This is a genomic window from Streptomyces sp. 184, from assembly GCF_045781775.1.
GTDB lineage: Bacteria > Actinomycetota > Actinomycetes > Streptomycetales > Streptomycetaceae > Streptomyces.
Window position 1 is genome coordinate 6722662 of record NZ_CP123230.1, and the last position, 19693, is coordinate 6742354.

The following is a 19693-nucleotide window of genomic DNA, read 5'->3' on the forward strand; positions in this document are numbered from 1 at the left end:
GGCGCGCGGGCGGGCGGTTCCGTCGGGAGTGCGGCGCAAAGGGGGCGGGTGCGGCAGGATGTGACCGATGCGTCGAAGGTTCGTGCACGCGCTCGCGTGGACCCTGGCGACACTGGCGGCCGTGACCGTGTCGTGGTTCGGGGTCAGGCTGATGCTGGACAGCACCTCCGACCGGCCGCACACGGTGCCGCTGTCGGGCCGGGCGCCGTCGGAGTCGGCGACGGCGACGGAACCGCCGTCGGTCGGCACGGCCACGGACCGGCCCGCGCGGCCCTCCCCGACGCCGACGCGGACGACCCCCTCGGCGACGGAGAGTTCGCGGGAGCCGGAGCGTACGGCCACCGCGGACAGCCCGGACAGCCCCGACCGGCCGGACAGCCCGGACGAACGCGCGGCGGACGCGGCGCGGCAGGACGTGCCGGCGGCGAGCGCGACGGGGGACGTGCAGACGTATCCGGTGGCCGGCGGGCGGGTGACGTTCGAGATGGCCGCGGACTCGGCGGAGTTGGTGTCGGCGACGCCGGATGCCGGGTGGCAGATGCAGACGTGGGAGCAGACGACGTGGATCCGCGTCGACTTCGTCGCGGGGAGCCGGCGGACGTCGGTGATCTGCACGTGGCACGACAGCGAGCCGCGGGTGGAGACGACCGAGTACGCGACCTGACGACCGCTCACTCCCCCCGTCTCACACGTGCCCTAGGAGTCGTCCTACGAGAACACCCCGGGCGGCGGCGGCGGTGACTCGGCCGCCGTGGCGTCGGTCACCGGCCGGGCGCCGGCGGCGAAGTCCCGTAGCGCGGGGCCGTGTTCGACGCGCCCGGGCTGCGGGTCGGTGGCCGCCCGGCGGGTCAGCTCGGCGAGCGGCAGCGGGGCGGCGGAGGCCAGGAGCACCGCGTTGCCGAAGCGCCGGCCGCGCCAGACGGCAGGGGTGGCGACGACGCACAGCTCGGGGAAGACCGCGGCGGCGGTGGCGGTCTGCGCCCGCAGGTACGTGAGCGGCGGCCCGTCTGCGAGGTTCGCGGCGTAGACGCCGCCGGGGCGCAGCACCCGGCGCACCTCGTCCAGGAACTCGGTGCTCGTCAGGTGCGCGGGCGTGCGCGCGACGTGGAAGGCGTCGCCGACGACCAGGTCCGCCCAGTCCTCCGGCATCCTGGCGAGCACGGCGCGGGCGTCCCCGTGGCGTACCCGGATGCGCGCCCGCCCGGGCAGCGGGAGTTCGGCGCGCACCAGCGCGGTGAGCCTGCCGTCGATCTCGACGGCCTGCTGGACGGAGCGGGGGCGGGTCGCGGCGACGTAGCGCGGGAGGGTCAGCGCGCCGCCGCCGAGGTGCAGCACGTGCAGAGGGCGGCCGGCGGGCGCGACGAGGTCGGCGGCGTGGCCGAGGCGGCGCTGGTACTCGAACTCCAGGTGCGCCGGCTCGTCGAGGTCGACGTGGGACTGCGGGGCGCCGTCGAGGAGCAGTGTCCAGGCCCGCGGGCGGTCCGGGTCGGGGCGCAGTTCGGCGGTGCCGCCGTCCACGTCCACCACGACGGGGCTGCGCCCGCCGCGCGACCTCTGCCTGGCCACGCGCCCAGTATCCCCCGCCCCGGCCGGGGCCGCCGCGCGGGGTGCGGGGGGGCAGGGTGCGGGGGTGCGGGGCGGGCGGCGGGGGCTCAGAAGCGGTCGGCGGCCTCGATCGTCCGGGCCGCCTCGCACAGCGCCGCCGCCAGCAGCACCGGGTCCGTCACCGGCGCCGCCTCCTCGGGCGGCACCAGCCAGTGCGTCCCCGCCACCGGCGGCGCGGACGTCCCGCGGTGCACCGTCGGGGTGCACGCGCTGCCGGGCAGGTCCCAGCGCTCCGCCGTGCCGGGCGGCACGAGGAAGCCGAGGGTGTCGACCCCGTTGTCGTGCAGCACGGGCCCGACCGCCGTGCGCAGCCGGAGGATGTCGACCGCTTCAAGGCCGTGTCTGGCCGGGACCGTGACCAGGTCACACGGGTCCGCGGCGGCCCTCGTACCGACAGTGGTACCCCAGCCGGTGTCCGGCACAGGAACCCCTCCTCATCCAGTCCCCGTTGCGGTTCCCCCGGTCCTCTGCACATCCAACGCCCGGGGCGCGTCAACGGCACGGCGCCATGTCGCCGCAAAGGATGGCGGTTTATAGCGGATCGGGGGCGGCGGGTCCCGCGGGTCGGCAAACTCTCCGTGGCGGCGCGCACACCGTGGGTACGGTCGAGCCGCCGCGCGGCAGCCGCCGCTGCGGTGCGGTAGTCGCCGAGCGGCAGTAGCAGAGCAGTAGTTGTCGAGCGACAGCAGGGAGGAACAGCGGACGTGGCCGCCCCACCCGACCGATTGCGCCCCAACACCGCCTTCCGCGAGCTGCGCGGCAGCCGCTCGCCGGGCGAGTTCGCCGCCGCGGTGCGGCGGGCCGCGCGGGAGATCGGCGAGCAGGTCTCGTGTGACGCGCGCTACGTGGGCCGCGTCGAGGCCGGCGAGATCCGGTGCCCGAACTACGCCTACGAGCGTGTGTTCCTGCACCTCTTCCCGGGCCGCTCGCTGGCGGATCTCGGCTTCGAGCCGCGGGAGGCGGTACGGGGCCGAAGGGCGCGCGGCTCCAATGTCGCGCCCCCGCGCACGTCCGTACGCCCCACGCCCCCGGACGGGCCGGGGGAGAAGCCTCCGCCGCCCCCCGCGGACGCTCCCCCGCCGCCGCTCCCGCCCTTCACGCCGCTGCCGCCCGCCCGGGCCCGTACGCCCGAGTTCCCCGAGGCCGCCGTGGCGGAGGCGGTACGCCGCATCCGGCTGCACGACGACCGGCACGGCGCCGACGACCTCTACGCCCGCGCCGGCTGCACCCTGCGCACCGCCCGCACCCTGCTCCCCGAGGTGGCCCCGCGCCCCGGCGCGGACGCCGACAGGCTGCACGCCGCCGCGGGCGAGCTGGCCATCTCCGTAGGCTGGCTGGCGCACGACTCCGGCCGTTACGCCGACGCCCGCTCGCACTACGCCGAGGCCCTGGCCACCGCCCGGCTCGCCGACGACCCGGCCCTGGAGGCGCACGCCTTCTCCAACACCGCCTTCCTGGCCCGCGACACCGGCCGCGCCCACGAGGCCGTACGCGCCGCCCAGGCCGGCCGCCGGGCCGCCGCCGCGCTCGGCTCCGACCGCCTGCGCTCGCTGCTCGCCGCCCGCGAGGCCGGCGGCTGGGCGCTGCTCGGCGACCGCGCCGCGACCCGCGAGGCCCTGGCCGCGGCCGGCGACCTGTTCGCCCGGGGCGGGGCCGACCGGGGCCCGGAGTGGATGTCGTTCTACGGCGAGGCCGAGCTGGCCGGCCTGGAGGCGCAGTGCTGGGCGGCGCTCGGCGAACACGCCCGCGCCGCCGAGTGCGCCCGCCGCGCCGTACTCCTCCAGGACCCGCACTTCACCCGCAACACCGCCCTGTTCACCGCGGAGCTGGCCGCCGACCTCGCCGCCGCCGGCCGGCCGGACGAGGCCGCCGCCGCGGGCGGCAGCGCGATCGCCCTGCTGGCGGAGGTCCGCTCGGCGCGGGTACGGGCCATGCTCGACGACACCGCGGAACGGCTGCGGCGCTGGTCGGGCACCCCCGAGGTGGACGAGTTCCTGGCGAATCTGGGGCTGATTTCCGCCTGATCCGGGACCCGCGGGCAACCTTCCCGGATCATTCGGCGTCTTTCTGGCTCCCTCCACCGTTCGGTGGAGGGGATATACATCGTGCAGTGGGCTGACGTACACCGTACGGTTGAGCGTGGGCCACGTGGGGCGGCCCGCAGCGGGGAAGCGGAGACGGAGTGCCTGGACCATGCGATTGAGGCAGCGTTGGTGGACGGAGCTGTTGCTCGTCGTCGTGGTGTACATGGCGTACTCCGCGGGCCGGTTGCTCGCCCGCGGCGACGTGCCCATGGCGGTCGACAACGGCCTCGCGCTGCTCGACATCGAGAAGACCCTGCACATCAACTTCGAGGACCCGCTCAACAGACTGTTCACCGCCCACGCGGTGCTCGGCGTCCCCGCCGACTTCATCTACGCGTCCCTGCACTACGTCGTCACGCCCGTGGTCCTGGTCTGGGTCTGGCTCCGCCACCGCGTGCACTACCGGCGCTACCGCACCTGGCTGCTGCTCTCCACCGTCGTCGCCCTCGTCGGCTTCATCCTCATGCCGACCTGCCCGCCCCGGCTGCTGGACCCGGCGTACGGGTTCGTCGACACGATGGCGCAGTACTCCTCGTACGGCTGGTGGGGCGGTGAGGCGAGCGCGCCGCGCGGGCTCGGCGGGCTGACCAACCAGTACGCGGCGATGCCGAGCCTGCACGTGGGCTGGGCGCTGTGGTGCGCGGTGGTGCTGTGGCGGCACGCCCCGTACACGCCGGTGCGGCTGCTGGGCGTCGCGTACCCGCTCGTCACCACCATCGTGGTGATGGGCACCGCCAACCACTACTTCCTCGACGCGGTCGCCGGCGCCGCCGTCATGGGCCTCGGCTGGCTGCTGCTGCGCCCGTCGCTGCGCGCCGCGGACGGCATCCGCCGGCAGGTGTTCCGGCTGGCCTCCCGCGTCGGCGGGCGCGGCACGCCCGCGGGCGGCGGAGTGGTCGCCGCGGGCGGCCCGCGGCCCGACGACCCGGACGACGGCGAAGTGCCCGCGGACGACCGCGCCCCGGAGAAGGTCCGCACCGGCGCGGGCGGCGGCGCGACCGGCGACCCTCCGGACGCGCCACGCATCCCGAGCCCACGCGCCACGGACGGCACCCCGGCCCCCGGCGACCCGCCGGCACCGGGCGGGAGACGGACGCCGGTGGAGCAGCGCGAGGGCGCGGCGCAGTTGATGTGCCGGAGGCTGGCGTACTGACACGCCGCTGACGGGACGGGCGTACGCACCTCGCAGAGGCGCACCTGACGACCCGGTGCAAGGCACACCGGGCCGACCGGCGCCGGGCGTCCCCCGCGCCTCGGGCCGCGCCGACATGCCGCCGCACCGCGACCCCGCCGCCGCCCCCGCTGTCGGTGGGGCGTGCCAGACTGCGGCGCGTGGAACGTACGACCGCTACCGGTGACTTGGCCCGCCCGGGCGCCGCCGCCGCTGCCGGCGCCCACCGGCCCGCGGACTATGGGACCGAGGGGTCCGAGGGGGCCGGCGGGACGTCGGGGCCCGCGCTGCGCCGCCGGCTGGACACGCTGCGCGGCGCGGACGTGCCGCCGCGCGCCCTGGACGCGCGGGCGCTCGCCGCGCTCGCGGCCAACCCCGGGTGCCGCCGCCGCACGCTGCTGGACGGCGCCGGGATCGACAAAGGCGCGCTCGCCGAGGCGCTGGGCAGTCCGGCGCCGTTCGGGCAGTCGCAGTTCGCCTTCGCCCGCGGCAACGCCTTCGAGGCCCGTATCACCGCCGACGACGGCGCCGAGCTGCTGAGCCTGCTCGCCGAGCGGACCGGCGAGACCCCTCCCGACCCCGCCGGCGTCCACGTCCCCGACCTCGCCGCCCCCGGCCCCCGCGGGCGCGTGGAGCGCACGCGGCTGGCCCTCGCCGAGGCGGTGGCGGCGGGCGGCTGGACGCTGCTGCGGCATCCGATGGTCAGCCTGGAGGTGGCGGGCGCGCCGGTGTATCTGGAGCCGGACGCGGCGGTCGTCGGGCCGGACGGGCGCTGCACGGTGGTCGAGATCAAGTCCTTCCCGATCCTCGACGGCGCCGCCGACCCGGCGAAGGTGGGGGCCGCGGCCCGGCAGGCGGCGGTGTACGTGCTGGCCCTCCAGCCGCACTGCGAGGTGCACCACAACGTGCTGCTGGTGTGCCCCAAGGACTTCTCCAACCAGCCGGTCGCCGAGCCCGTGGACGTACGCAGGCAACTGGCCGCCACCCGCCGCCAGCTCGCCCGCCTGACCCGCCTCGAAGCGATCGCCGCCGCCCTGCCGGCGGACCTGACCCTGGACGTCCGCCAGCCCTCGCCGCGCCTCACCGCGGCGGTGGAGGCGGTGGAGGCCGCGTACGCGCCGGAGTGCCTGGCGGCCTGCGAGCTGGCGTTCCACTGCCGCACCCGGGCGAGGGAGCGCGGGGACGTGACGGCCCTGGGCAGGGGCGTACGCAGCGAGCTGGGCGGCCTGCGCACGGTCGCGGAGGTCGTGGCGGCGGCGTCCGGGCGAGCGGAGCCGGCGCAGGCGGCCCGGGGGGCCGCCGAGGCGGGTGGCGCCGCCGGACGGCCGGCGGAGCCGGCGGCGAGCGAACGGAGGGCTGCGGCCGGCCCGGAGGGCCCGGCCGGGCCCGGTGCGATGCCGGGCGGCGGGCACGGGGCGGGGCCGGCGGCTGCCGCGCCGGTCCGGGGCCCGGGTGAACCGCCTCCGGCGGGGTCGGAGCCGGACGGCGTCGGTCCGCCCCCGGAGGACCCCGCGGTGGCCGCGCTGCGGCGGGCCGCCAAGCTGCGCGCCGAGGCGCTGTCCGCCGCTGCCGCCGGCGTCCCGGCCCCTGCTCCGCCCCTCGCCGGAGGCGGGACGTGAGCCTCATGGTCACCCTCGCGCGGGCGGAGGCCGTGGTCGCCGGGCGGGCCACCGCGCTCGCCACCGTCCGGCACCGCCATCTGTCCGACCGGCCCCTCGTCCTCGTCCCGATGACCGCCGCCGGCGAGGCCGCCGCCCCGCTCGGTGCGCTCGTCGGCTGCGACCGCGACCGCCCGCGCCTGCTGGTCGTACCGCAGCCGCGCGACCGCGACCTGCGGTTCGCGTTCCTCGCGGAGCTGGCGGCGGAAGTGCTGCCGTACATCGAGTCGTACGCGGACGACGGCGGCACCGCCGACGAGGGCACCACAGAGGACGACGAAGCCGCCGAAGCCACCGAAGCCGCCGATGACGACGCGGCCGACGAAGAGCCCTGTGCCGACGCCGCGCAGCTCCTCGTGCCCGGCCGCGCCGGCGTCGAGTACGTACGCCTCCTCGGCCGCTCCATGCGCTTCCGCAGAACCGCCGAGGACGACCCCGACACCCCGTACCCCGCGCCCCCGCGCGTGCCGCTCCTCGGCCGGTGGCTGTCGCACTACGGCGAGCGGGCGCGCGTGCCCGGCGCCGCGCTGCTGCTGTCGGCGACCGAACTGCTCGGCCGGCACTGGGCCACCGGCCAGAGCACCGTCGAGGACCAGCACCTCGGCGCCCTGCTCGCCTGGATCACCGAAGGCGCCGCCGCCGCGGAGCGCGCGGAGACCGGCCGGGACGCGGACGGCCAACTGCTCGTGCCCCCCGCCGGCCCCGCCACCGACCCCGCGTTCGACAACCGCCTCCTCGCCCCCGCCATGGCCCGCTTCGACCGCGCCCGCGCCGACGGCGACCCCGCCGCGGCCAAGGCGGCGGAGGAGGGCGTCGCGCGGCTCGTGGAGAGCCGGCTGCGGCCCACGTGGGACGCGGTCTGGCGGGCGTACGACCTGCTGCGCGCCCTGCCCGAGGGCGCGCACGTGCCGGGCCGCTGGCTCGGCGACCGGTGGTCGTTCACCGCCCACCGCGACCGGGTGCGCGCCGGCGAGCCCCCGCAGCCGCGCCGCGACGACGCGGTGACCGCCGCCCGCAAGCTGGCCCAGCGCGAGCGCGCGCTGGCCGAGCTGGACGCCCAGGAGGCGCTGGACGACCCGCTGACGATGGCGGAACGGCGGCTCGCGGGGCAGGCGTTCGTGTGCGTGACGGAGTCGGTGGAGATGGCGTACTCGGAGGGCCGCCGCCCGATGCCCCGGCCGCTGGTCACCGTCGTCACGGACGACGAACCCCACCTGGAGGACGGCGGCAAGGTCTACCGCGCGCTGCCCGGCGGTCGTACGCAGCGCGCGCTGGTCGCCGGCCACGGCGGGGGGCGGGTCACGGTGCAGTTGCAGGACGGCATGGGCCGCTCGCGCGCTCCCGCCGAGGGCTCGGTGCCGGAGCCGGGCGACCGGGTGGTGTGGACGCTCTTCGAGCACACGGCCCGCCGCGGGCCGGCGCTGCCGGAGCCGGAGGACACCCCGTGGACGCACGGCAGCCCCGCGGGGCGGGGTGCGGAGGAGCCGGACCGGGTGACGGCGGAGGACTTCCTGTGACGACGGAACCGACGACGGAACCGGAGGCCCGGACGGCCACGGACCCGCACGCCCGCAGGGCCGCGGCGTACGGCGCACGGCCGGGCGCCGCGAAGCCCACCGACCCCACCGACCCCGCCGAGCCCGGCAGCCCCGCCGATCCCGCCGATCCCGCCGACCCGGCCACCGCCGCCCGGCTCGCCACCGAGGCGATCCTCCGCGACACCCTCGACGGTCCCTCCCGCGGCGTCCTCGTCGACTCCCCGCCCGGTGCCGGCAAGTCCACCCTCGTCGTCCGCGCCGCCCGCGAGCTGGCCGCCGCCGGCCGCCGGCTCGTCCTCGTCGCCCAGACCAACGCGCAGGTCGACGACCTCGTCGACCGCCTCGCCCGGGAGGACCCGGACCTGCCGGTGGGCCGGCTGCACAGCAGCGACCCCCGGCCCTACGACCCCGTGCTCGACCGGCACGAGCAGGTGCGTACCGCCACGGGCATCGGCGATCTCGCCGGCCTCGACGTCGTCGCCTCCACCGCCGCGAAGTGGGCCTACGTCGCCGCGTCCCGGGCGAAGCAGGGCGCCGACGCCGAGCGCTGGGAGCACGCCATCGTGGACGAGGCGTACCAGATGCGCTCCGACGCGCTGCTCTCGGTCGGCGGGCTCTTCGAGCGCGCGCTGTTCGTCGGGGACCCCGGGCAGCTCGACCCGTTCAGCGCGGTCGGCGCCGAGCAGTGGTCGGGGCTGGCCTGGGATCCGGCGGCCAGCGCGGTGACGACGCTGCTGGCGCACCACCCCGGGCTGCCGCAGCACCGGCTGCCGGTCTCCTGGCGGCTGCCGGCCTCGGCGGCGCCGCTGGTGTCGCGGGCGTTCTACCCGTTCACGCCGTTCCGCAGCGGTACGGGCCCGGGTGAGCGGCGGCTGACGTTCGCGGGTCGGTCGGACGGCTCGGGCGCCGACCGGGTGCTGGACGAGGCGGCGGCGAGCGGCTGGGGGCTGCTGGAGCTGCCCGCGGCGCACACGCCGCGGACCGACCCGGCGGCGGTGGCGGCGGTGGCGCAGGTCGTGCGGCGGCTGCTGGAGCGGGACGGCACGACGGCCTCGGAGCGGGGCGGGGGCGCGCTGACCGCGGACCGGCTCGCGGTGGGCACGGCGCACCGGGACCAGGCCGCGGCGGTGCGGGGCGCGCTCGCGCGGGCGCTGCCCGCCGAGGCGGCGGGCGCGGTGACGGTGGACACGGCGAACCGGCTCCAGGGGATGGAGTTCGACGTCACGGTGGTGCTGCACCCGCTGTCCGGGCGGCCGGACGCGACGGCGTTCCACCTGGAGACCGGGCGGCTGTGCGTGCTGGCCTCGCGGCACCGGCACGCGTGCGTCGTGGTGTGCCGGGCGGGCGTGCCGGAGCTGCTGGACGAGCACCCGTCGACGGAGCCGGTGCAGCTCGGCGCGGCGGTGAAGTTCCCGGACGGCTGGGAGGCCCACCAGGCGGTGCTGGCGCATCTGGCGGACCATCGGGTACGGGCGTGACTGCCGGCCCCGCACGCGCCCGTACGGGCGGTCCTGCGGCGCAGCACGGAGGCGGGGTTGCGCGGCGGGGCAGAATGGTCGGTGGCCCAGAGGCAAGTGGAGGACCCCTATGACGGAGCCGAACCCGGCTCGGCCAGGCCGGACGGAGCGGCCGCGCACCCCGCGCCGGCCCGCTGCGCTGCTCTTCGAGCCGCCGCTCGCGGAGCCCGACGCCGAGCACTTCTTCGGCCTGGAGTCGATCGAGGACCCCCGCGAGCTGCTGGCCCGCGCCACCGACCTCACGCTGGCCTTCCGGGCGGCGACCGACCGGGCCATCGAGTTCCAGGCGATGGCGGCGGCGCAGCTCGCCGACCCCAAGCGGTTCGACCGGCTGACGCCGGCGGCGATCGCGGAGCGGGCGGACTGGACCGAGGACTACGCGCGCCGGATGGTCGAGTTCGGCCGCGACCTGCTCGCGGGCGGCGGCGGCGCGGGGTCCCCGGCGGAGACGTAGCACCCGCCGCCTGCGCGCGGGCCGCCGCAGGCTACTCGCCTTCCCTCCCCCCTGTCCCCGGTTCCCGGGATCTGTACGGAGGCGTGCGGCAGCGCGCGTAGATGTGGTTTCCATGAAACGTCACGCATCGGACACCTCCCCCAGCGACGTGACCCCCGCCGGCGCCGACTGGCTGGCCTCCGCCAGCCCCTTCCCCCGCAGCGTGTACGCCCTGTGGTCGCAGCGCCCCGCTGCCCCGGCCGTGCTGCCCTGCGGCGGCGCGTTCGACGTGGTGAGCTTCCCCGCGCTGCCGGGGCGCCGGGTGCTGGAGCAGTTGTGGACGCAGGGCGCCGGCAGCGGCCCCGCCGCCGCCGTACGCGACCGTACGCTGCTCTTCGCCGCTCCCGGCACCGCCGCCCGGCTGCCCGCCCTGCTGGCCTGGGAGGAGTGGCGCCCCCGGCTGCCGCCGGCGCTCTGCCACGGGCCGGGCGACGCGGTCACGCTGCCGCCGGTCCACGGGCGGCGGGACGGGGCGGGTGCGGCGGCGGCGCGCTGGCTGGTGGCGCCGGAGGTGCGGTTCCCGTGGCTGCCGGGGCCGAAGGAGGTGCTGTGGGGGTGCGTACGGGCCGCGGTGGCGGCTCCGGAATACCGATTTTCGATCTCCGGGGCGCGAGTGCTAAGGTCGTCCACGTCGACAGGCGCCGCTAGCTCAGTTGGTTAGAGCAGCTGACTCTTAATCAGCGGGTCCGGGGTTCGAGTCCCTGGCGGCGTACAGCACGCAAGACCGTCGACCCGGGCGCTTTCGGATTTCCGAGAGCGCCCGGTCTGCGTTCGGCCCGGGGACCTACCGCGTCCCCGCGTGCGGGCGCGGTCACCGGCGCTCCGGGGCCCGTTCGACCCGTACGCCCCAGCCTCCGTCCGCCGTACGCCCCGTCACCTCCACCCGCACGCCCTCGCGCTTGAGGTGCAGGCTGTCGCCGTCCCCCAGCGGGGCGTCGGCGAGCGGCGGGTAGACGGAGGTGTCGTGGCAGGCCGCGGAGCGCGGGTGGCCGTCCACGACCTCGACGGGGCCGCCGCCGGAGTCGGTGCCGGTGTGGACGCGGTAGACGAGGACGCCCTCGGTGCAGGCATGCCGGTCGTTGGCGTACCGGCCGCGGGCCTCGACGGCGATGGCGGTGGTGGCGCCGGTGGGCACGACGACGAGCCGGGTGTCGCGCCGCAGGACCGCCGCCCCCTTGCCGTTCTCCCCCGCCTCGCCCGTGCCTCCCGCCTCTCCCCTGCCTCCTGCCTCTCCCGCGTGTTCCTGCTCCCGCGTCCCGTCCCGCGCACCGGCCTCCGTCGTCCCGCGCGGGGGCGTCCGCGGGCTCGCGGGGGCGGAGAGCGCGTGCAGTGTGAAGCGGTCCGACCCGGGCTCGGCGGCGCAGCCGACCTGGTCGTCTCCCAGCCAGCCGAGTTTCCACTTGTGCCAGCCGAAGGGGTCGGGTGCCAGCCCGAACTGGCTGCCCATGAGGTCCCAGTCGCCGACGTGGGTGTCCCAGTCGGCCTTGCCGTCGACCGGCCGGTGGTAGAGGTCGGGAAGGTCGAAGACATGGCCGGTCTCGTGGGCGAGGACGTTGCGGTCGGGCGGGTGCTGCTCGAAGACGGTGACGATGCGGTGCAGGTCGATGCCGTCCGCGCGCATCGGGGTTTCGAAATTGACCACCTTGGTGGCGTCGGAATCCACGCCTGGGGCATCCGGGTCGGCGACAAGATAGACCACGTCGTAATCACCGAAGTCCACTTTCCGATCGGCCGCGGACACCGCGTCGTTCAGGAACCGGGCGCGCGCCGCCGGGTCCCAGTCGCGGGCGATGCCGTACGACAGGGAGTCCGACGGCATGCGTATCCAGCGCTCGCGCGCGTCGACCCGCAGCCGGAACTGGCCGTACGAGGCGCGCTCGAAGAACTCGGCGGTGGCCGGGAAGTGGTCCCCGGTCAACTCGTCCGGGGAGGTCAGCGGCCGGGAATCGGGGAAGGAGAGATACACCATCACCGCGTCGAGGGTCTTCTTCGGCCGGGGGTAGGCCGGATCCCAGTCGGCGACCCCCTCGGAGTGGTGGGCGGCGGTGCGCTCCAGCGCGCAGGGGTGTCCGGGCTGGGCGCCGACCGGGTCGGCGATGAGGGAGGTGGCCATGACGGCGGACAGCGATGTGGCCACGGCGGCGGCCCGGTGCAACGCGCGCGACTGGTCCTGTTCCACAGGGGGTATGGATGGGTGGGCCACATCGACCTCATCGGCTCGGAAGAGTAGGGAACACAGCCCACTTTGTTCGTGTTTGTTCCCGCCCGTCCTGTTCCAGTGCCCCACACGGGTGACTCCGGTGCTGGACGAGAGGGGAGATCAGGAGCATGTGCGGGTAACACAAAGTCACATCTGGTCATTCGCCCGGCAGGAGGCGGCCATGTGCGATCACTCCCGGCCCCATCCGGCTCAGCGCTTTCCGCGCCGTAGCGGCGTCACTGGATCGACACAGCCGGTAGCCCTATGATCGGGCACATTTCCAGCGCTGTGGCTCTGCAGCGGCGGAGCCGAGCGGTCCCCACGGGCGGGAGCGAGCGGTGAGCGTATCTCTCGAAGGGCCGGGCTGCGGGCCCGGGACCTCACTCCAGGCGGTCACGGAACGTCACCTCGCCGCGGGCGCGCCCGTGGACGACTTCCGCGCCGCCTTCGACGGGGCACAGCTCGCGATGGCCGTCGTGGGCGGCGACGGCCTGGTGCGGGCCGCGAACAGCCGGATGCTGGAGCTGGTCGGCGCCGGCGAGGGCGGCCTGGCCGGCGCCTCGGCCGCGGAGCTGACCGGGCTGCGCGACGAGCCGTGGAGCTGGGCCGGCTTCGTGGACGTACTCCAGGGCAGGCGCGCCTCCCTGCGCTGTACGCGGCGGATGAAGGACTCCGGCGGGCGCTCGCTGTCGGTCGAGATGAGCCTCACGCCGCTGTCCGGCGGGCGGGCGCTGCTGTCGCTGACGGACGTCACCGAGCAGCGCGAGCTGCGCGCGAAGCTGCGCCATCTGAAGATGCACGACCCGGTGACCCGGCTGCCGAACCGGGAGCTGTTCTTCGAGCGGCTCACCGGCGCCCTCCAGGAGGCCCGGCAGGCCGAGGAGCCCTCGGCCGAGCACGGCGGCGCGGGCCGGGACCCCGGGCAGGGCGGGTCGCGTGCGCGGGACCGGGCGGAGGCGCCGGCGCCGGGCGCACCGGGCCGCGTCGGCCTGGCGTACCTCGACCTCGACGGCTTCAAGGCCGTCAACGACACCCTCGGCCACCGCGTCGGCGACCGGCTGCTCGCCGCCGTCGCCCGGCGGCTGGTGGCCTGCACCGCGGAGGCGGGCAAGGCCGAGAAGCACGGCATCACCGTCGCGCGGCTCGGCGGGGACGAGTTCGCGGTGCTGGTGGCCCGCTCCGCGGGCACGGAGCAGCTCGGGGAGCTGGCGCAGCGGCTGCTCGACGCGCTCCAGGAGCCGTTCGACCTCGCCGGGCAGCGGCTGGCGGTCTCGGCGAGCATCGGCGTCGTCGAGCGCGCGGCCAGCGGGCAGACCGCGACGGCGCTGATGCAGGCCGCCGACACCACGCTGTACTGGGCGAAGGCCGACGGCAAGGCCCGCTGGACGCTCTTCGACCCCGAGCGCAACGCGCACCGGATGACCCGGCAGGCGCTCTCCTCCACGCTGCGCCCGGCCATCGAGCGCGACGAGTTCACGCTCGACTACCAGCCGCTCATCGACCTCGGCGACGGCAGCGTGCGCGGCGTGGAGGCGCTGGTGCGCTGGCAGCACCCGAAACTCGGCACGTTGACGCCGAATCGGTTCATCGGACTGGCCGAGGAGAACGGCGCGATCGTGCCGCTGGGCCGCTGGGTGCTCGCCACCGCGTGCCGCCGCGCCGCCGCCTGGCGCCGGCTGCGCCCCGCGGACCCGGTGTTCGTCAGCGTCAACGTCGCCGTGCGGCAGGTGTGGGACTCCGACCTGGTCGACGACGTCGCGCAGATCCTCCAGGAGACGGGCCTGCCGCCGCGGCTGCTGCAACTGGAGCTGACGGAGTCGGCGGTGATGGGCTCGGCGGGCCGGCCGCTCCAGGCGCTCCAGGAGCTGAGCGAGATGGGCGTCGGCATCGCCATCGACGACTTCGGCACCGGCTACTCCAACCTCGCCTACCTCAGCCGGCTGCCGGTGTCCGCGCTGAAGCTCGACGGGTCGTTCGTCCGTGGCTTCAGCTCCGCGGAGCACCCGAGCCCGGCGGACGAGACGATCGTCGAGGCGCTGGTCGACCTGGCGCACCGGCTGGGCATCAGCGTCACCGCGGAGTGCGTGGAGAGCGGGGAGCAGGCCGAGCGGCTGCGCCGGATCGGGTGCGACACGGCGCAGGGCTGGTTCTACTCCCGGGCCGTGCCGGCGGAGCGGGTGGAGCGGCTGCTGTAGGACGGCCGGAGGGCGGCGCCTTCCGGCCGTCGCGTACGGCCGTACGCCCCGGCACGTACGCCCGTCGGACCGGTGCGTACGTGCCGGGGCGCGCGGCGTCCTCAGTCCTGCGCGTCCTGCGGGCCCTGGGCGGCGAAGAGCCGCCCGAGCGACGGCTGGGCCGCCCGGCGGTCCAGCAGGCGCAGGCCCTCCCAGACCGTCACCTGGTTCGCGGTCAGCACCGGCTTGCCGAGCGCCGCCTCCACCTCCGCGATGTACGCCGCCGTGTGCAGCGCCGTGTCCGGCAGCAGCACCGCCTCCGCGTCCGGGTGGTCGCCCTCGCGGGCCAGCAGCAGGACCTCGTCCCGGCCCCAGGTGCCCACCTCGGCGGCGGTGATGATGCCGCTGCCGCGGGTCGAGGTGACCTCGGCGCCGGCCGCCTTCAGGAACACGGCGAACAGCTCCGCCACGTCCTCCGGGTACGTCGCCGCCACCGCCACCCTGCGCACGCCGAGATCAGCCACCGCGTGCGCGAAGGCGAACGACGTGCTGGACGCGGGCAGCCCCGCGGTCTCGGACAGCTCGGCCACCTGCCGCGCCGCGCCCTCGGGCCCGTAGACGAAGCTGGCGCTGGTGCACGCCCAGACGACCGCCTGGGCACCGCGTGCCTTCAACTGCGCCACGCCGGCGGCGAGCCGGGCGGCGGAGCCCATCTCCAGCAGGGCGTCCACGCGGTGGGCGTCCTCGCCGATGTCGGTGTGCACGAGCGGCAGCGCCGTCTCGCCGCCGAGCATGTCCTGGATGCGGGGGTAGTCGTCCTCGGCCGAGTACCCGGGGTAGAGGAAACCGACGGTCGCCGTCGCCTTCGCGGTCTGCTGCACACTGCCTCCGTCCTGCGTGTACGTGCGTCTGCCCGGCGCGGGGTCCGCCCCACGCCCATGCCGGTGCCCTGCGCCCGGCCTACGCCGGCCACTGCCCCGGATCGTCCGGCCACAGCGGCTCCGACGCGTCCACCGCGTCGGAGTCCTGCGCCTGCGCCGAGCCGGCCAGCGCCGCCTCCGCGGGCGGCGGCTGCGGGGTGGGCAGGTCCGTCGGCGGCACCGGGAGTTCCGGCTCCGCCGACAGCACCGTGACGTCCGGGAGCACCGTGGCGTCAGGCGGCGCCATCGAGGCCCAGCCCAGCCGCGCCGCCGGATCCAGCAGCGCCTGGTAAGGGCCCACGGCCTCCTTGCCGATGCGCTGGAGCGCGGCCCAGACCGTGACCTGGTTCGCGGACAGCACCGGCATCCGCAGCTCCGCTTCGAGCTGGGGGATGACGTCGTACGTCGGGAGGTTGGTGCAACTGATGAAGAGCGCGTCCGGGGAGCCCTGCGCGACGGCGATCCGGGCCATCTCGACGACCTGCCGGTACGGCACCCGCCAGATGTGCCGGGTCAGGCCGAGGCTGGCCCGTCCCGTGACCTCGATGCCGCCTTCTTCGAGGAACTCCTCCAGGGCTCCGGTGACGGAGGGCGTGTACGGCGTGACGATGGCGGTGCGACGGGCACCGATCTCGTTCAGCGCGGCGAGCATGGCTCCGGACGTCGTCAGCGCCGGCACGGCGGCGGCGGACGACATGGCGGCGGTCATGGCGTGTTCGCCCATGCGGCCGTCGGCGAAGCTGCCCGACGCGCACGCGTAGGTGATGACCTCGGGCGAGACGGCGGTGAGCGCACGCACCGCCTCGCGGAGGGTCTGGTGCTCACTCACGAGTCTGGCGAGGTCGAGGCTGACCTCGACGGGGACGTAGGGGGTGCGCGTGAGATGCAGGGACACATCGTCCGGCACCCAGCGCCACAGCTCGCGGTCGAGGGCGAAATCAAAAGGGGCTACGACACCCACACCACGCTGTGGCTGTGGTCCGCCCAGAAAAGAGACGTCCATGAGGATGCCCCGTTCGTACGGAGGGCTGGGGGAAGGTGAATCATCTGGAGCAGCCGGTGAGCGACCGGGACGCAGTGACAGATGCGGTTATTGACGAAGGTAGAGGCACACCCCTAGCGTGGTCAATCCTCGCATCTCCGACGTTTTTCCGCCTTCTCTTTCAGGCTACATCCAGTACGGCTTCCAGTACTGCGGACCATTGCAGCAGTGCCACATTGCGGGACGGTTTCCTTCCTATGTCCGATATCCGCGTGCTCGTCCTCGATGACGATCCGCCGCCCGACCTGGACCGACTCCGGGGCCGGGCCCAAGTGATCAGCACGGACGAGGACCGGCTCGCCGAGCTGCTGCCGTCCGCCGACGTGGTGCTGGTGTGGGACTTCACCTCGCACGCGGTGCGCCGGGCCTGGCCGGGGCCCGGCCCGCGGCCGGGCTGGGTGCACACCCCGAGCGCCGGCGTCGACCACGTGCTCTCCGCCGAGTTCGCCGCCTCCGACACGGTGCTGACCAACGCCCGCGGGGTCTTCGACCGGCCCATCGCGGAGTACGTGGCCGGGCTGGTGCTGGCGATGGCCAAGGACCTGCCGGGCACCTGGGAGCGGCAGCGGCAGCGCCGCTGGCAGCACCGCGAGACGCTGCGGCTGGCGGGCACCCGGGCGGTGGTGGTGGGCGCCGGGCCGATCGGCCGGGCCATCGCGGACACCCTCGGCTGCCTGGAGGTGCGTACGGAGCTGGTGGGCCGGACCGCGCGCGAGGGGGTACGCGGACAGGCGGAGCTGCCGGCGCTGCTGGTGGAGGCCGACTGGGTGGTGTGCGCGGCGCCGCTGACGCCGGAGACCCGCGGGATGTTCGGCAGGGAGGCGTTCGCGGCGATGCCGGACCGGGCCCGGTTCATCAACGTCGGCCGCGGCCCGCTGGTGGACACCACGGCGCTGGTCGCGGCGCTGGAACAGCAGGAGATCGCGGCGGCGGCGCTGGACGTCTTCGAGACCGAGCCGCTGGCACCCGAGGACCCGCTGTGGCAGGTCCCCGGCCTGTTCGTCTCGCCGCACATGAGCGGCGACACGGTGGGCTGGCGCGGGGCGCTGTCGGACCAGTTCCTGGAGCTGTTCGACCTGTGGGAGGCGGGCCGGCCGCTGTTCAACGTCGTGGACAAGCAGCTCGGGTACGTACGGTGACGGAGAATCGGCGGAGCAGGTGACGGAGAACCGAGGAGGCGGCATGGCGGGGAGCACGGATCCGGCGGATCTCACGGCGGTGGAGCTGTTGCGCGGCTACCGCTCCGGCGAGTTGTCGCCCGTCGAGGCCACCCGCGCGGCGCTCGCGCGGGCGGAGCGGGCGCAGGAGCTGACCAACGCCTTCGCCGCCCTCGACGACGCCGTACGGGACGCGGCGCTCGCCCGCGCCGAGGCGTCCGCGCGCCGCTGGCAGCGCGGGGAGCCCGCCGGGCTGCTCGACGGCGTGCCGGTGACCGTGAAGGACATGATCCTCCAGCGCGGCGCCCCCACGCTGCGCGGCTCCCGGATCGTCGACCCGGACCGCGAGTGGAACGAGGACGGGCCCTCGGTGGCGCGGCTGCGGGAGCACGGGGCGGTGTTCCTCGGCAAGACCACGACGCCGGAGTTCGGCTGGAAGGGCACCACGGACAGCCCGCTGAACGGGGTCACCACCAACCCGTACGACGCGGGGCGCACCACCGGCGGCTCCAGCGGCGGCAGCGCCGCGGCGGTGGCGCTGGGCGCCGGGCCGCTGAGCCTGGGCACGGACGGCGGCGGCTCGGTGCGGATCCCGGCGTCGTTCTGCGGGATCGTGGCGCTGAAGGCCACGTACGGGCGGGTGCCGCTCTATCCGGCCAGCCCGTTCGGCACGCTGGCGCACGTCGGGCCGATGACGCGGGACGTACGGGACACGGCGCTGCTGATGGACGTGGTCAGCGGCGCGGACCCGCGGGACTGGTCGCAGCTCGGCCCGCCCGCGGGCGGCTTCGTGGACGCCCTGGACGGGGCCGCGGAGGGCGTGCGGGGGCTGCGGGTGGCGTACAGCGCGTCGTTCGGCGGGCAGGTGGCCGTCGACCGGCAGGTGGCCGCGGTGGTACGGGGCGCGGTGGAGCGCCTCTCGGACCTCGGCGCGTACGTGGAGGAGGCCGACCCGCGGCTGTGCGAGGGGCTGGCCGCGTGCCAGGACGCCTTCCACACGCTGTGGTTCAGCGGCGCCGCGCGGGTGGTGCAGCCGTACGGGCCCGGGGCGCGCGACATGCTGGACCCGGGGCTCCGGGAGATCGTGGAGCGGGGTGAGCGGTACAGCGCGCTGGACTACCTGGCCGCCGTGGACGTGCGGATGGCGCTCGGGCAGTCGATGGGGCGCTTCCACCAGACGTACGACGTGCTGGTCACGCCGACCGTGCCGATCACGGCTTTCGAGACGGGCGTGGAGGTGCCGAAGGATTCCGGCCACACCCGGTGGACCGGCTGGACCCCGTTCACGTACCCCTTCAACCTCACCCAGCAGCCGGCCGTGAGCCTGCCCTGCGGGCTGGACGGCGCGGGGCTGCCGGTGGGGCTCCAGCTCGTCGCGGCGCGGCACCGGGACGCGCTGGTGCTGCGCACGGCGCAGGCGCTGTACGAGTCGGGGATCGCGGACGACGTCCGGCCGCCGGCGGCGCTGGCCGCCGCGGGCTGAACCGCCGCCGGCTGATCCCTCGCGCCGCGGGGCCGCGGTCGGCGGCCCCGCGGCGGTGGGGCGTCAGAGCCGGCGGAAGTTGAGGGTCTCGCCCAGCGCGCCGGCGCGCCACAGGTCTTGGCATGCGGCGGCCATCTCGTCCAGCCCTTCCACGACCGAGCCCCACACGATGCCGGGGACCCAGCCGCTGTCGCCGTTGATGAGCAGGTTGTTCCGCTCGTAGAAGAGCGCGAGGTCGACGACGCTCGTACGGCCCTGGTGCTTGGCCTCCGCCTCGTAGCCGTAGCTGGCGGTGCCCAGCACGGTGTCGGTGAAGCTGAAGTAGCACAGGTCGCCGGGGATGGGGGTGACCGTCGGGTTCTCCAGCGGCGGCTCGGCGTCCGCGAAGGCGGGCAGCAGGGCGTAGATCTCGTTGCGGGCGTACTTGGCGTGGTAGACGTCGCCGCCGAGCGGGAGGGCGTCCCACACCGCGGCACAGGTCACGGGGGCTCTGTCGTCGAGCAGCTTCGCTGTGCAGCGGACGCCGCGCTTGGCCAGAGAGACCTCGACAAATCGTGCAGACATGCACCACTCCCTCGTTCGGTGTATCCCACGATAACGGGAGGATCACCGGCCGGAACCGACCCGCATAACTTCGGCGGGGGCGGGTAG

Annotated in this window: 17 protein-coding genes and 1 tRNA gene; 12 read left to right on the forward strand and 6 right to left on the reverse strand. The window is 75.7% G+C overall.

Annotated elements, in window-relative coordinates; genetic code table 11:
• Positions 1 to 67 precede the first annotated feature (67 nt).
• Complete coding sequence (locus tag QBL21_RS28510; protein WP_407565103.1) at positions 68 to 664, forward strand: hypothetical protein; 597 nt, start codon at positions 68 to 70, stop codon at positions 662 to 664.
• A 44-nt stretch (positions 665 to 708) separates the two neighbouring features.
• Here the strand turns inward: QBL21_RS28510 and QBL21_RS28515 are convergent, their stop codons facing one another.
• A complete protein-coding gene (locus QBL21_RS28515) occupies positions 709 to 1566 on the reverse strand; it encodes a spermidine synthase (protein WP_407565104.1) in 858 nt (285 codons plus the stop codon).
• Between the two features lie 86 nt (positions 1567 to 1652).
• Complete coding sequence (locus tag QBL21_RS28520) at positions 1653 to 2027, reverse strand: hypothetical protein (protein ID WP_407565105.1); 375 nt, start codon at positions 2025 to 2027, stop codon at positions 1653 to 1655.
• Positions 2028 to 2330: 303 nt separating this feature from the next.
• Between QBL21_RS28520 and QBL21_RS28525 the strand changes: the two genes are divergently transcribed.
• From QBL21_RS28525 to QBL21_RS28560, 8 genes are all read left to right on the forward strand, one after another.
• Positions 2331 to 3629: a tetratricopeptide repeat protein gene (locus QBL21_RS28525; protein ID WP_407566594.1), complete on the forward strand. Its 1299-nt coding sequence runs from the start codon at positions 2331 to 2333 to the stop codon at positions 3627 to 3629.
• A gap of 169 nt (positions 3630 to 3798) precedes the next feature.
• Positions 3799 to 4842: a phosphatase PAP2 family protein gene (locus QBL21_RS28530; protein ID WP_407565106.1), complete on the forward strand. Its 1044-nt coding sequence runs from the start codon at positions 3799 to 3801 to the stop codon at positions 4840 to 4842.
• A gap of 179 nt (positions 4843 to 5021) precedes the next feature.
• Positions 5022 to 6479, forward strand: coding sequence for a hypothetical protein (locus QBL21_RS28535; RefSeq protein ID WP_407565107.1), 1458 nt, complete (start codon positions 5022 to 5024; stop codon positions 6477 to 6479).
• Positions 6480 to 6484: 5 nt separating this feature from the next.
• On the forward strand, positions 6485 to 8035 hold the full coding sequence (locus tag QBL21_RS28540) for a hypothetical protein (protein WP_407566595.1): 1551 nt from the start codon (positions 6485 to 6487) through the stop codon (positions 8033 to 8035).
• On the forward strand, positions 8032 to 9534 hold the full coding sequence (locus QBL21_RS28545; protein ID WP_407565108.1) for an AAA domain-containing protein: 1503 nt from the start codon (positions 8032 to 8034) through the stop codon (positions 9532 to 9534). Before QBL21_RS28540 ends, QBL21_RS28545 begins: the two co-directional genes overlap by 4 nt.
• 109 nt (positions 9535 to 9643) lie before the next feature.
• Positions 9644 to 10027, forward strand: a complete 384-nt coding sequence (locus QBL21_RS28550; protein WP_407565109.1) for a hypothetical protein — start codon at positions 9644 to 9646, stop codon at positions 10025 to 10027.
• Positions 10028 to 10139: 112 nt separating this feature from the next.
• On the forward strand, positions 10140 to 10727 hold the full coding sequence (locus QBL21_RS28555) for a bifunctional DNA primase/polymerase (protein WP_407565110.1): 588 nt from the start codon (positions 10140 to 10142) through the stop codon (positions 10725 to 10727).
• A tRNA-Lys gene (locus QBL21_RS28560) sits at positions 10705 to 10778 on the forward strand. Before QBL21_RS28555 ends, QBL21_RS28560 begins: the two co-directional genes overlap by 23 nt.
• Before the next feature lie 99 nt (positions 10779 to 10877).
• On the opposite strand, the gene QBL21_RS28565 is transcribed toward QBL21_RS28560, so the two are convergent.
• On the reverse strand, positions 10878 to 12245 hold the full coding sequence (locus QBL21_RS28565) for a M6 family metalloprotease domain-containing protein (protein ID WP_407565111.1): 1368 nt from the start codon (positions 12243 to 12245) through the stop codon (positions 10878 to 10880).
• Between the two features lie 446 nt (positions 12246 to 12691).
• Here QBL21_RS28565 and QBL21_RS28570 point away from each other — a divergent pair, with 446 nt between their 5' ends.
• The gene (locus QBL21_RS28570; protein ID WP_407566596.1) at positions 12692 to 14461 is read left to right on the forward strand and encodes a putative bifunctional diguanylate cyclase/phosphodiesterase; all 1770 of its coding nucleotides are present in this window, start codon (positions 12692 to 12694) and stop codon (positions 14459 to 14461) included.
• A gap of 101 nt (positions 14462 to 14562) precedes the next feature.
• Here QBL21_RS28570 and QBL21_RS28575 read toward each other — a convergent pair whose 3' ends face one another.
• The gene (locus tag QBL21_RS28575) at positions 14563 to 15321 is read right to left on the reverse strand and encodes a decarboxylase (protein WP_407565112.1); all 759 of its coding nucleotides are present in this window, start codon (positions 15319 to 15321) and stop codon (positions 14563 to 14565) included.
• 79 nt (positions 15322 to 15400) lie between these two features.
• Positions 15401 to 16363 carry an aspartate/glutamate racemase family protein gene (locus tag QBL21_RS28580; protein WP_407565113.1) on the reverse strand — a complete coding sequence of 321 codons (963 nt, stop codon included), beginning with the start codon at positions 16361 to 16363 and terminating at the stop codon, positions 15401 to 15403.
• Between the two features lie 236 nt (positions 16364 to 16599).
• Here QBL21_RS28580 and QBL21_RS28585 point away from each other — a divergent pair, with 236 nt between their 5' ends.
• Both QBL21_RS28585 and QBL21_RS28590 read left to right on the forward strand, forming a co-directional pair.
• Complete coding sequence (locus QBL21_RS28585; RefSeq protein WP_407565114.1) at positions 16600 to 17541, forward strand: D-2-hydroxyacid dehydrogenase; 942 nt, start codon at positions 16600 to 16602, stop codon at positions 17539 to 17541.
• Between the two features lie 43 nt (positions 17542 to 17584).
• A complete protein-coding gene (locus tag QBL21_RS28590; RefSeq protein WP_407565115.1) occupies positions 17585 to 19042 on the forward strand; it encodes an amidase in 1458 nt (485 codons plus the stop codon).
• A 63-nt stretch (positions 19043 to 19105) separates the two neighbouring features.
• Here QBL21_RS28590 and QBL21_RS28595 read toward each other — a convergent pair whose 3' ends face one another.
• The gene (locus tag QBL21_RS28595) at positions 19106 to 19606 is read right to left on the reverse strand and encodes a DUF3830 family protein (RefSeq protein WP_407565116.1); all 501 of its coding nucleotides are present in this window, start codon (positions 19604 to 19606) and stop codon (positions 19106 to 19108) included.
• Positions 19607 to 19693 lie beyond the last annotated feature (87 nt).

Excerpts from the sequence above, each read along its gene's own strand:
- QBL21_RS28555 (WP_407565110.1), top strand. The coding sequence starts at position 10,140 with ATGAAACGTCACGCATCGGACACCTCCCCCAGCGACGTGACCCCCGCC.
- QBL21_RS28580 (WP_407565113.1), bottom strand. The coding sequence starts at position 16,363 with ATGGACGTCTCTTTTCTGGGCGGACCACAGCCACAGCGTGGTGTGGGT.
- QBL21_RS28550 (WP_407565109.1), top strand. The coding sequence starts at position 9,644 with ATGACGGAGCCGAACCCGGCTCGGCCAGGCCGGACGGAGCGGCCGCGC.
- QBL21_RS28590 (WP_407565115.1), top strand. The coding sequence starts at position 17,585 with ATGGCGGGGAGCACGGATCCGGCGGATCTCACGGCGGTGGAGCTGTTG.
- QBL21_RS28585 (WP_407565114.1), top strand. The coding sequence starts at position 16,600 with ATGTCCGATATCCGCGTGCTCGTCCTCGATGACGATCCGCCGCCCGAC.
- QBL21_RS28595 (WP_407565116.1), bottom strand. The coding sequence starts at position 19,606 with ATGTCTGCACGATTTGTCGAGGTCTCTCTGGCCAAGCGCGGCGTCCGC.
- QBL21_RS28510 (WP_407565103.1), top strand. The coding sequence starts at position 68 with ATGCGTCGAAGGTTCGTGCACGCGCTCGCGTGGACCCTGGCGACACTG.
- QBL21_RS28530 (WP_407565106.1), top strand. The coding sequence starts at position 3,799 with ATGCGATTGAGGCAGCGTTGGTGGACGGAGCTGTTGCTCGTCGTCGTG.
- QBL21_RS28540 (WP_407566595.1), top strand. The coding sequence starts at position 6,485 with ATGGTCACCCTCGCGCGGGCGGAGGCCGTGGTCGCCGGGCGGGCCACC.